At 60.9% G+C, this 11,402-nt stretch carries 11 protein-coding genes and 3 pseudogenes; 7 read left to right on the forward strand and 7 right to left on the reverse strand.

What is annotated here, in order from left to right:
- Positions 1–4: 4 nt before the first annotated feature.
- Both IPI80_RS14995 and IPI80_RS15000 read left to right on the forward strand, forming a co-directional pair.
- Entirely contained in the window at positions 5–1,564 is a 1,560-nt protein-coding gene (locus IPI80_RS14995; protein WP_413861476.1) for a helicase HerA-like domain-containing protein, read from the forward strand.
- 48 nt (positions 1,565–1,612) lie between these two features.
- Positions 1,613–1,774 carry a hypothetical protein gene (locus IPI80_RS15000; RefSeq protein WP_413861478.1) on the forward strand — a complete coding sequence of 54 codons (162 nt, stop codon included), beginning with the start codon at positions 1,613–1,615 and terminating at the stop codon, positions 1,772–1,774.
- A gap of 308 nt (positions 1,775–2,082) precedes the next feature.
- Here the strand turns inward: IPI80_RS15000 and IPI80_RS15005 are convergent, their stop codons facing one another.
- The gene (locus IPI80_RS15005; protein ID WP_413861480.1) at positions 2,083–3,732 is read right to left on the reverse strand and encodes a YecA family protein; all 1,650 of its coding nucleotides are present in this window, start codon (positions 3,730–3,732) and stop codon (positions 2,083–2,085) included.
- A gap of 212 nt (positions 3,733–3,944) precedes the next feature.
- Positions 3,945–4,910, reverse strand: a complete 966-nt coding sequence (locus IPI80_RS15010; protein ID WP_413861482.1) for a hypothetical protein — start codon at positions 4,908–4,910, stop codon at positions 3,945–3,947.
- A 420-nt stretch (positions 4,911–5,330) separates the two neighbouring features.
- Between IPI80_RS15010 and IPI80_RS15015 the strand changes: the two genes are divergently transcribed.
- From IPI80_RS15015 to IPI80_RS15025, 3 genes and pseudogenes are all read left to right on the forward strand, one after another.
- Positions 5,331–5,813 (forward strand): hypothetical protein, encoded by a 483-nt coding sequence (locus tag IPI80_RS15015; protein WP_413861484.1) that lies wholly within the window; start codon positions 5,331–5,333, stop codon positions 5,811–5,813.
- A gap of 447 nt (positions 5,814–6,260) precedes the next feature.
- Positions 6,261–6,623 (forward strand): annotated as a pseudogene (gene upp, locus IPI80_RS15020) (uracil phosphoribosyltransferase); the annotation flags it as partial.
- Positions 6,624–6,627: 4 nt separating this feature from the next.
- Positions 6,628–7,898 (forward strand): annotated as a pseudogene (locus IPI80_RS15025) (amidohydrolase family protein).
- A 97-nt stretch (positions 7,899–7,995) separates the two neighbouring features.
- Here IPI80_RS15025 and IPI80_RS15030 read toward each other — a convergent pair.
- The 4 genes and pseudogenes from IPI80_RS15030 to IPI80_RS15045 all read right to left on the reverse strand — a co-directional run bounded on the left by IPI80_RS15030 (position 7,996) and on the right by IPI80_RS15045 (position 10,051).
- Positions 7,996–8,571: a hypothetical protein gene (locus tag IPI80_RS15030; protein WP_413861486.1), complete on the reverse strand. Its 576-nt coding sequence runs from the start codon at positions 8,569–8,571 to the stop codon at positions 7,996–7,998.
- A 227-nt stretch (positions 8,572–8,798) separates the two neighbouring features.
- On the reverse strand, positions 8,799–9,152 hold the full coding sequence (locus IPI80_RS15035; RefSeq protein ID WP_413861488.1) for a hypothetical protein: 354 nt from the start codon (positions 9,150–9,152) through the stop codon (positions 8,799–8,801).
- Positions 9,152–9,630 (reverse strand): annotated as a pseudogene (locus IPI80_RS15040) (FKBP-type peptidyl-prolyl cis-trans isomerase). Before IPI80_RS15040 ends, IPI80_RS15035 begins: the two are co-directional and overlap by 1 nt.
- Before the next feature lie 310 nt (positions 9,631–9,940).
- A complete protein-coding gene (locus IPI80_RS15045; protein ID WP_413861490.1) occupies positions 9,941–10,051 on the reverse strand; it encodes a hypothetical protein in 111 nt (36 codons plus the stop codon).
- Positions 10,052–10,386: 335 nt separating this feature from the next.
- On the opposite strand from IPI80_RS15045, the gene IPI80_RS15050 reads away from it, so the two are divergent.
- A complete protein-coding gene (locus tag IPI80_RS15050; RefSeq protein ID WP_413861492.1) occupies positions 10,387–10,602 on the forward strand; it encodes a hypothetical protein in 216 nt (71 codons plus the stop codon).
- Positions 10,603–10,963: 361 nt separating this feature from the next.
- Here IPI80_RS15050 and IPI80_RS15055 read toward each other — a convergent pair whose 3' ends face one another.
- Complete coding sequence (locus IPI80_RS15055) at positions 10,964–11,239, reverse strand: exonuclease domain-containing protein (RefSeq protein WP_413861494.1); 276 nt, start codon at positions 11,237–11,239, stop codon at positions 10,964–10,966.
- Here IPI80_RS15055 and IPI80_RS15060 point away from each other — a divergent pair.
- Positions 11,218–11,402: hypothetical protein (locus IPI80_RS15060; protein ID WP_413861496.1), on the forward strand; the 185-nt coding region annotated here is incomplete at its 3' end. The genes IPI80_RS15055 and IPI80_RS15060 overlap by 22 nt on opposite strands.

Raw genomic sequence — 11,402 nt, forward strand, 5'->3', positions numbered from 1 at the left:
TTTCATGGCCGACCTCAACGACACCAGCATCCTCATTGCCCAGCATGGCACCGACAACAATATTGTCCAGTGCTACCTGCTGCCCAACAAGGCCAACCGCCACGGCCTGATCACCGGCGCCACTGGCACTGGCAAGACCATCACCCTGCAGACCATGGCCGAAGGCTTCTCCAGCCGGGGCGTGCCGGTGTTCATGGCCGACGTCAAGGGCGACCTGACCGGCATCTCACAAGCGGGTGTTGCAAAAGCCGGTTTGACCAAAATCATTGCCGAGCGTGGCCTGCCCACACCCAGCTACCAGGCCTTCCCCACCACCCTGTGGGACGTGTTTGGCGAGCAAGGCCACCCGGTGCGTGCCACCGTCAGCGATTTGGGGCCGCTGTTGCTCTCGCGCATGCTCAACCTGAATGACACCCAGGCTGGCGTGCTGCAACTGGTGTTCAAGATTGCCGATGACGACGGCCTGTTGCTGCTGGACATGAAAGACCTGCGCGCCATGTGCCAGGACGTGGGCGACAACGCCAGCCAGTACACCACCGAATACGGCAACATCAGCGCCGCCAGCATTGGCGCCATCCAGCGCGGCTTGATGCAAATTGAAGCCCAGGGCGGCGAGAAGTTCTTTGGCGAGCCCATGCTCAACATTGCCGACTTCATGCAGACGGATACCAATGGCCAAGGCATGGTCAACATCCTGGCCGCCGACAAGCTGATGAACGCGCCCCGCCTGTACGCCACCTTCTTGCTGTGGATGCTGAGCGAACTGTTTGAGACCCTGCCCGAAGTGGGCGACCTGGACAAGCCAAAGATGGTGTTCTTCTTTGACGAAGCCCACCTGCTATTCAACGACGCACCCAAAGTGCTGCTGGAGCGCATTGAACTGGTGGTGCGCCTGGTTCGCAGCAAGGGCGTGGGCGTGTATTTCGTCACGCAAAACCCGTTGGACATTCCCGACACCGTGCTGGCCCAATTGGGCAACCGCGTGCAGCACGCACTGCGCGCATTTACGCCGCGTGACCAAAAGGCAGTCAAATCCGCTGCGGACACCATGCGCCCCAACCCCGGCCTGGACATTGGCGCCGCCATCACCGAACTGGCCGTGGGCGAGGCCCTGGTGAGCTTTTTGGACGAGAAAGGCCGCCCCTGCCCAACCGAGCGTGTGTTTGTGTTGCCACCTTGCAGCCAGATTGGGCCGATCACGCCCGAGCAGCGCAAAGCCCTGATCGCCAACTCGCTGGTAGCCGGCGTGTACGAGAAGGCCGTAGACCGCGAGTCTGCCTTTGAAGCCATCAAGGGCAGAACCCAGGCGCGCCAGCCAGCGCCGACGGCGGGTCAGGCCAGCACGTCAGCGCCCGCACCTGCGGGTGCACCGACCGCGCCTGCGGTACCCGAAAAGAGCATCTTTGACTCCATTGGAGACATGCTCGGTGGCGGCAACCGCCGCACCCGCACCGGCGTAGGCGAACAACTGGCCCGCAGCGCGGCGAGCTCGATTGGGCGCGAGGTGGGGCGACAGATTATTCGCGGGGTGCTGGGTGGGATTTTTGGTGGGTCCAAGCGGTAGCCAGAATGCCTTGCCAACATCGAATGCAAGGTCATCGACAACATCAAAATGCACAACATCGTTGTGCTGGAGGCGGTTGCTGCAACCATTGATACCACACGTCAGGAGACGTGCACGGTTCACGCTGTTGGTGACGGAACATTCATTGTCGATGGGCTCAAGATGGATCGCAAGAAGATGATGGCGTCCAAACTCCCATCGGGCATTTAGCGTGCATGGATTTGCTCACCTGTTCTAGTTGGCCACCCGCTTTGCTACGGCAGCTGTCCTGCGGCTTGACGAAACGAACTGACACAATGGGCCAGTACCTGACGTTCGCGAGTGACTGGTTCTAGGCAGGCATTGCTGGCGCAATTCGGGCGCCCACCAGCAGATCCGCTTGCGGTTACTGAAGCCCTTCGCCGCGCGTGTGAGCTATTGCTTGAGTACCCAACCGCACAGGGAAAAGCGCGACGTGGTGGTCAAGGAGCTAGAACTGTTCCTTGCGTCAGCAACTGTGTAGTGATCGAGGGCGTGATTCACGCGCCGTGGCACTTCTTAAACTTGAAGCCTGAACCGCAGGGGCATGGCTCGTTACGCCCGACCTTCCCGCTCTGATGAGCGATTGGCGCAGATCTGGGCACAAACGGAGAGACTATGGCACCCTCACGCAGTTTGCGCTGAGGGGGAGGCCCCTTCTGACGAATCTCGGCGATGAGGCGTTTCTGATCGGCGAGCTGAGTCTGCATAGGCTGCGGTGCTCCCTCGATGAGGGGCTCAAGCCGCCGCATCTGCAATTCCGCGTCGTCGAATTCACCGCTATAGGCCAGTATCACCGCGTACAAGCTGCGTGCATCCAGCATCTTGCCAACCATGGAGTGTCGCTGAATGAACGGCAAGACAAAGTCCTCCATGATGTTGCGAGCTCCCAGGAAATCATTCACCCATACGAAGTCATCAGCCACGTCGAGCCCGGCTCGCACATAGGAATCAAGAGCGCCAGCTATCTCATAGAACCGCATGGCATGAATCCGCGCGAGCGACATTCTCTGCTTGGTCTCTTTACCAATCTTCGCCAGAAGCTCAAGTGCATCGGCGAGATGTTTAACGTCATCAATGTCGAGTGATGGTGTGTTGATGGCCATGCAGAGCTCTGCCTGCTTGAGCCCTATGACCTGCTCCGGTGCAATGCCGAGTACTTCGTAGTACTCCTCGATGACGCCAGAAACGACCGCCTCGGCGACTCGGTGGGAGCCTATAGAAAAGAGCGCCGCTGCGGCGTTGTAGGCCAGTATGCGTTGGTGGCCTTTTAGATCAGGCATGTCGCGGGACGCCTCTTCAAGTGCGGCCATCACGCCGTCCTCATCGCATAGCACGCCCGCGAAGTTCATGCGCTTCATCCAGAGCCGCGCTCGAAACGTCGGCGAAAGACCGAACTGCTCAACGATGTGTTCACTTGCTGAAAGCCACTCAGAGACTTTGTCGGCTCGCTCTAGCACCCCGTGCTTGAGCGACGCAAAAATCAAGCCGTCGTAAGCCCAGAATTGCTGCTCAGGCTCCAACGTGCCCGACACCAATGCTTGCTCCAGGGCCGACGAGACTTCGGGAATGACGCCCATTTCATGGAAGATCTCCTCCCCGATCAGCTCTATCAGAGGCTCTAGATGATTGAGTGCGGACAGCAGCCTCGCCCAGAAGACGATTCGACCGAAATCGCGATGCTCCTGCAGGGATTGCAAGATGATCTCGGACAACTCCTGCAGCGCCCGCGCCTTGAAGTCCGGCACTTCGTTGGATCGAATCTTGCCGAGGGTACGAACAGCATCGTGAATGCGCGCACGATCACCTCCAACACTTTGTGCCAAACCCAGTGTCTTGAGTTGCCTTACGATGCTGGCGGCGCTCGCTTCATCGATGTCCAGGCAGCGCGTCAGAAGCTTGAGCATCTCTGCGTGGGATAGCGGAACGTCGGAGAAGCTAAAGGCGCAGGCTGCCTTCTGCTGTTGAAGCGGCAAGCTATCGAAGACTCGCTCCAGGATCACTTCCTGGGCGGTGACTGCGCCGTGGAGGCCTGCTTCTAGCGACTGCACTAACTCGTCGATGCTGCCGTCGTGCGCCGACGCGGTCAAGCGAGCCGCGCTTTGCACGAACAACGGATAGCCTCCTGTCAGGACCCGCAGGCGCTCCATTCCTTAGATCGTGCCTGCGCAACCGAGCGCCGCGGCTTCGCCGCCACATCCTCGACAGACCAGCCGCGAAGGTCCTCTCGCTGAATGCCCTGCAATGCTTCCAGCTCTGCCACCGTGCGCCCAGGGTGGCAGAGCAACACCAGACGTATGCACGATGTATTCCGCGCGACTTGTTCCAGAGCTGTCGAGGGGCAAGGCGTGGGCGTTGTCGATTACCAGAATGGGGAGCGGCCCCTCTCCTGCAATGCTTGGTCCAAGGCTCGAAGCGATTCAAGGCCGCTGGCGCCGGGAAGCAGAACCTTTTCCAGTGCCACTGCGCCTGCTAGTTGGGCGGCGCATTCCCGCACGAGAGCCGATGGCAGGGCGGCAGGTGCCGTGTCTCCCGCGTCGTAGTAGGCGCATGCACTTCCAGAATGCGCGGCAGTCTGCGCCGCCCACGCCGTCTTTCCAGCACCCGAAAAGCCGCAGACGACCCGAATGTGCTCCGTCGATTCAATCGCCGGCTCACTCTGGTGCGGCCTATAGTGAAGCAACAACTCAGGGAAGTCGTGCAACTGACTTGCGAACTGTTCAAAGAGTGCTGGCAGGCTTTCCGCAAGAAACTGATGATCGCCGTAAGGCTCTGTGCCGCTGCAAGCAAGCGCCACGTTTGCAGCCAGCTTCCAAACCAGCGTCTCGGCTGCGATGGTTCGCAGTGGCAACTGTTCTGCAGCTGTAGTGCACCAAGCGACCGCACTCGGGAGGTCTCGCCACGCACGCGGTATGCCTGGAGTCTGAGGCCCGATGCAGCCCCCGGGCCATTCCAGCGAAACGTAGCTCAAGTCTCGTTCAGCAACCGCGCGAGCCAATGCTTCACCAGGCGGTTGGTTCGAGACAACGACAAACTGTGAATCACCGGCTCTTCCGCCCGAAGCGTGCTCCTGCTGTAGCGTGGCAAATCGCTCCAATACGCCCTCAATGTCGGATCGGATCAACGGGCGGTTCCGCGTCTTGACTTGCACATAGACTGTCAGAGACGGGAACTGCAGTTCGATGTCTTCGTCCAGCTCGACTCTGATAGCCATGAGGTCCGAACCTGAAGCTGCAAGCAGGCAACCAGCAGCGAAGAGGTGCTGGTACATGAAGCCTCGATGAACGGCTTCGATCCTGACAAGCTGGGCTGGATCTAGAATGACCATGGGGGAGAGCGGGAGGGGAAGTTACAACTTCAAACAGTATTTCACGTTTTGTCCTTGTCGATGCGTGCCCATTTCTGGGAAAGCTTGGGCCTTCTGGCGCAAGCCGCTGTCAGGCTCTTGTGCGTGGCACCACGCCGGGCATAGCTATCGACCAGAAGCTTTCTTAGGCGAACGTCTGCTTTCAAGTCCAAAGGCACCCGAAGACTCACCCGATTGGGGGATGTGTAAGGAATGAGAGACTCGGCAAAATCAACGGCAACAGACTGCGATATTTCGTGGAATTTTTGTAACTGTACGAATGGACTTTATTCACCTTCAAAGTTCAGACTGTAAGCGGGCTTCTGGGAATTCAATGGCCAGAACATCGAGCCGCTTCGGTTTTATCTAGCAGGCTTTTTTTCTATACATTACGCAGACCGCATGAACAACCTCTCCATTGACATCAGCGCCTTGATCGACGCTGCCCAAGAGCGCCTCTTGGCATCGACCCCTTGCTTGATCGACTACTCAGACAAGAAGACTCTCAAGAACAACCAACTCCCATCTTCGCTCGGAGGCGACTCGATCAACATCTACGCACTTTGGCAGCGCAATACGTCGAATGAGAAATGGGAACTGATGTACGTCGGTCAACGCAGTTTCAAATCTGGTTGGGGTCGGGTTCGGCAGCACCTTTTCTCAACGCCGAGCGGCACACAGTCGAAATTGCAGGAAGTGCGGGCGGCAATCGAATCGGGCGCGCAGGTCGGCGTTACCGCAATTCTGGTTCAACCAGATTCGATACGGTTGACCGTGGAAGAAGAACTGATCAACCGAAATTCACTTTCTGAGACGCATCTTCTCTGGAACAAAAAGGCTCGGGCGAAGGTTTCGAAGCCGCGGAGCGGTGGGCGTGCTGTTTAATATGGTCGTCAACCCGGACGCCTTGCGGAGTCCGGCCGCTGCGCTTCCTCTTGGCGCAAGTCGCCGGTTACGTCTAAGTTGGCCCGATCCGCAGCAGGCTGAGCGGCTACTTTTCACTTAGGGCTATTCCGGTTTTCACAGCATTGCCGCTTCCTTGAATGTCCGCTACTGGGCTCTGAATGCGATGTAGCGGAATTCAGCTTTGGGTCGGATGCTGACATAGGGCTTGCAGGATTGAAGGCCCGCGATCTGCCATAGCCGGTCACTGCCTCCTTCATCCTCCGCAACCCGTGCCCATATTTCCGCGTGGCACACAACTCCCATGCAATGTCGCTGTAGGGCTCGCAGGCGCCCTGTCGAATGCTTAAACCCACAAACAAATTGCGTTAGAGTTTGGCGAGCCTAAACTCAGCACACTCCTTCCCACTTTCACCGGTAGCCCCGCCCATGACACCCATAAACCCCCAAGCCCGCGCCAACGTCCACCTGATTGACCACCCGCTGGTGCAGCACAAGCTGTCTTTGATGCGCAACAAAACGGCCAGCACCAACAGCTTTCGCCGCCTGCTCAACGAGCTCTCCAGCCTGATGGCCTATGAGGTCACCCGCGACATGGCGTTGCAAGACGTCGAAATTGAAACGCCGCTGGAGAAGATGAACGCCAAGATGATCGACGGCAAGAAGCTGGTGTTTGTCAGCATCCTGCGCGCCGGCAACGGCATTCTGGACGGTGTGCTGTCGGTGGTGCCCGGCGCGCGTGTGGGCCACATTGGCCTGTACCGCGACCCCAAAACACTGCAGGCGGTTGAACCCCATGCTCGACCTGCTGATCACCCACGCCACCCTGCCCGATGGCCGCACCAATATGTCGGTGGCGGTGCAAGATGGGCGCATTGTGGAAGTGGCTGAGTGTCTGCAAGCCCCCGCCGCCGAGACGCTGGACGCAGGTGGCCTGCTGTTAAGTCCGCCCTTTGTGGACGTGCATTTCCACATGGACGCCACCCTCACCTATGGCATGCCGCGTGTTAACGCCAGCGGCACGCTGCTGGAGGGCATTGCGCTGTGGGGCGAGCTGCCCAGCCTGACGGCAGATGCCATCATCGAGCGTGCCTTACCTCCTGCGATTGGGCCGTGGCCCAGGGCCTGCCTGGCCATTCCGCTCCATGTGGACACCAGCGACCCGCGCCTGCTGGCGGTGGAGGCACTGCTGGAGGTCAAGCGCGTGGCGCCCTATATCGACCTGCAACTGGTGGCTTTCCCGCAGGATGGCGTGTTGCGCACCCCGGGCGCGCCGCGAGCCTGCAGCGCGCGCTGGACATGGGCGTGGACGTGGTCGGCGGCATCCCGCACTTCGAGCGCACCATGGCCGATGGTGCCGACAGCGTGCGCCTGCTGTGCGAGCTGGCCGCCGAGCGCGGCCTGCCGGTGGACATGCATTGCGACGAATCGGACGACCCGCTGTCGCGCCATGTCGAGATCCTGGCCGCCGAGACGCAGCGGCTCGGGCTGCAGGGCCGCGTGACCGGCTCGCACCTGACCTCCATGCACAGCATGGACAACTACTACGTCAGCAAGCTGCTGCCGCTGATGGCCGAGGCGCAGCTCAACGTGGTGGCCAACCCGCTGATCAACATCACGCTGCAAGGCCGCCACGACACCTACCCCAAGCGCCGCGGCATGACCCGCGTGCCCGAGCTGATGGCCGCCGGCGTGAACGTGGCCTTTGGCCACGACTGCGTGCTGGACCCGGTACAGCCTGGGTTGTGCCGACATGCTGGAGGTAGCCAACATGGGCCTGCACGTGGCCCAGATGACCAGCCAAGGCGCCATGCGCCAATGCTTCGAGGCGGTCACCACCAACCCCGCGCGCATCCTGCAGCTCGCCGGCTATGGCATTGCCAAAAGCTGCCACGCCGATTTTGTGTTGCTGCAAGCGCGCGACACTGTGGAGGCCCTGCGCCTGAAAGCCACTCGGCTCAAGGTATTCAAGCGCGGCAAACTGCTGGCGCAAACGCCGGCCTCGCACGGCCGCGCTTGAATCTGCCAGGGCGGCGGACCAAAACCTCGTTGATGGTTGGCCGATGAACCGCGGGCTTGGTTTGAACCCCTGCGGTCGGGGTTCACATCACAGCAGTACAACGCCTCGCACAGCGCCACGGTGCGCGGTGAGCGGATATGCCAGTCACAACGGTTCATGGTGTACGCAAGGCCAGTTGCGTGCAGGGTCGCACCAGCCCGCGCCACGCATTCCAGGGTGCCCGAAAGGCGCGATTGGGTGAAAAAGCGCCATCATCTTCTTCAAAAACCCTTGCGCCCAGCCCAAAGGCTTTCCCAGCACATGGTCGCGCTCGCTCCTGCCTTGGCGCTGGGTGACGGCTGCAATCGTCTCGTCGGCGAAGATGGCGGCGGCCTTACCATTGCCACCGCTGGACCATGGCACGTAGGCGCGTGCCGGGCCGCGCGCGGTAGCGGTGGCCGACGCCCATGCGAGGTTGTGGCGACGCAGCGGCAGTGAGTTGTAGACGCCAAATTCCACCGGGGGCGTGGGCGGATTCACAAACGCTTGCCGGGCATGGCCGCCTGCGGAGAAGCGAACGCCCCATGGGTCTCGGTGCTGCCCCCGCGCACGGCGGCCCAGAGCCATTTGCCCAACAGACTGGCGCGCGAACAGGGGTACAACGTTGCTACCGGTGGTCTTGCGCGGCGGTGTACCCATGAAAACGTCGGCACCCAATGGGTCGAGGTATTCACAGTGCAAGAACGTGTGCGGGGTTCACCACACACCTGCTCAAAAAAGCAGTAACGCCTGAGTGCGTAGCTAATGCCGTGGTAGCCCTGCTCGGTATCGGCCGGCCATGCGGGTGCTTGCCGCTCCAGCGCAGAGCGCACCGAGTCAACGGGCGCCGGGTCGCTGATTTGCGCAAGGCTTAGCGGTCCGGTGATACCGCCCAGGCCCGCGCGGTGGTTGAATAAGCTGGCGCACGGTTATGCTGTTTGCCAGCCTGCCCAAGGCGGAGGCCAATACCGTGCCACGGATGTGTCCCGATCAAAGCCGCCCGCTCCGGCGGCCGGGTTCAGGGCCATGGCGGTCAGCCCTTCTGGTGGCAGAAAAGAGGCGACGATCAGGCTGTCTGCCGTCCACGGCGCGTGCGTGCCGCCTGATCTGTTAGCCCGCCACAGGTCCACCACGATTTCTCCCCGGTGGTACACACATGGGCTGGCGCCAATCTCTTGGGCGCGTTCAAAGGACTGGACGAACCGGGTTACAACCGGCTCAAAACCCGGTGCATACTGGCCGTGCACCAAGCCATGTTTGAGGTCGTTTGTCGAATAGCTCATCAATGGTGGTGCCCATGCTCCCCGTGCACATGTTTGTGGGTAATTTCTTCAGCGGATGCCGCGCGCACATCCACCACGGTGCCGGTAATGCGCAGGGTCAGGTCGGCCAGAGGGTGGTTGGCATCGAGGTGCACGACAGGGCCCTTGATTTTGACCACGTTAAAGACGCGGTCCTGGCCATCTTCACCCCGGCCCTGCAACTGGCCGCCCACTTTCACGCCGGGTGGAAAGTTCTTCTTGTCGATGAGTGGTTAGCAAGGCTTCATCGCGCACGCCAAACAACGTCTGCAGACAGCTTGGGGTCATAGTGAACTGAAAGCCTGGTTCTTGTCCTTCCAGCGCGGCTTCGATCTTCAGGAAGGTGTTTTCGTAACCTACGTGCAGGTAAACCGTGGGGTGGGTGCCGTCGTCGATCAGTTTGCCGGTAGAGTCCGGGGCGGACGCGCAGGGTAACGGCGAGTGTCTTTGCAATTTTCATGGGGTTCCGTAAAGTGGGTTGAATGGTTCAGTGGGGCATTTTCGCCGCAGATCAGGCGCGGTCAGGGGCGATGGATTCCGTAATCGTACAGGGCGCCCAAAATCGCCTCGCCGCGGTCATCCACGGTCTCGGATGGCGGTCGATGGCCTCAAACAACTGTTCCACCGTGCGGGCACCACCGGCGCCTCAAACAGGCGCTTTCGGCGCGGTGCGCCTCCCCATTGAGCAACTAATAACTTCCGCGGTGAGCCCATCGGGAAGTTGCGAGCCCGGTAGCGAAACAACAGGCTCTGGCAGAGCGCCCAGGTCGTCAAACGCGGGGTGGGCGTATTGCCAGTTGCGCGGGCAGCAAAGTGCGCAGTTCGTTCAGGCGGCGCCGGTCGCTGTTGCCGATAAAGCCGCCGTACGGGTCTTCGTCCACATCGGGCGCGGGCGCTTGAGGCGATCAAACACCTCGGGCCAGATGCCACTCATGTCGGAGCGGGTCACGCGCCTGCACTGCGCCGCTGCGGTTGGGCGGGCAAGTCCATGCCCCAGCGCGCAGTCACGGCGCTTAGGGAAACACCTTGGGGTTGCAACCCCACCATGGGCGATTTGTTGAGGGTGAATGGTTTTAACTGGCAGCCGCGCGCCCCTCGGGCAGATCGGCCGTCTTGCTGAACGAGGCGCATGCGGATGGTATCGGCCGAGGCGTGGCCAGTTCAGCGGGGTCAAACGCAGTCCCAGGCGATCGGCTCGTTCTTGTTGTGCGGGTGCATGGCCAGCGGCCACATCAAGGCCGGGCAGCCCGCGCTCTACCCCGAACATGCCCGACACGTGCCAGAACGGCTTGGCGTGGTGCAAGTGGCAGGTAAACTGACCTCGAACGCCACCTGGTCCTTCTTGTACGAAGCCCGGGCGGTAGTCAAACGAGCGTGGTTGCGCGGTGCGAATCAAGCGCGCCAGGGGCAATGGTGGCGCGCACGTCGCTGAGGGCATCATGGGCGGCTAAGCTGTAACGCGAGGCCGACTGGCGGCAGTCAGGTCAGTCGCGCGAGGCTGGCTGCACCCTCTGGCCGTGTGGGCCATTGAGTGCCCTCGGGCGCAAGGCATAGGCGGTGCGCACCACGTCGAGCAAATCCCAGCGGCCGCATTCGTTTTTACACGCCATTCATGGCGTAGGGGTCTATCAGGTTTGCGCCAAAACATAAAGCGCGTGACCTCATCGTCAAAACGGATGGTGTTGTAGCCCTGCCCTTGGTGCCGGGCAGGGCAAAGCCTGCTCAATGGTGGCAGTAGATTGGTATTCAGGCTTTGCCCTGCTCCAGACACTGCTGCGGCGTGATGCCGGTGATCAGAGCCTTGCAGGCCTCTGGGTCGGCGCCAAAAAATCGGGCGCAGGCTGGCAATACAGCATGAGGGGCTCGCCCAGTTGGTTCAGTTCGGCATCGGTGCGGATGGCTGCAAACTGCGCCGGGCGATCGCGCCGGGGAGTGGCACCAAAAGTTTCGTAGTCGTGCCAGAGAAGGTGTGGCGGTCCATAGGCTTTACCGTGTGTGACGACACTACACCTATTCCTGGCCCTGACATCCCTAGCAAAAACGCAATATGGACCCACTCTCCCCGACATTCTGGAACGCCTGCGCGCCGCCTCCTCAAGCCGCCCGCACCCACGCCCGCGTGCCCTACTCCCACTACGCCGTGGGCGCTGCGATGCTGGACGACCAAGGCGCAATACCGCCAGCTGCAATGTGGAAAGCGCCGCTACCCGCAAGGCTGGTGCGCCGAGGCCA

It is taken from the genome of Candidatus Aalborgicola defluviihabitans (assembly GCF_016705985.1).
GTDB lineage: Bacteria > Pseudomonadota > Gammaproteobacteria > Burkholderiales > Burkholderiaceae_C > Allorhodoferax > Allorhodoferax defluviihabitans.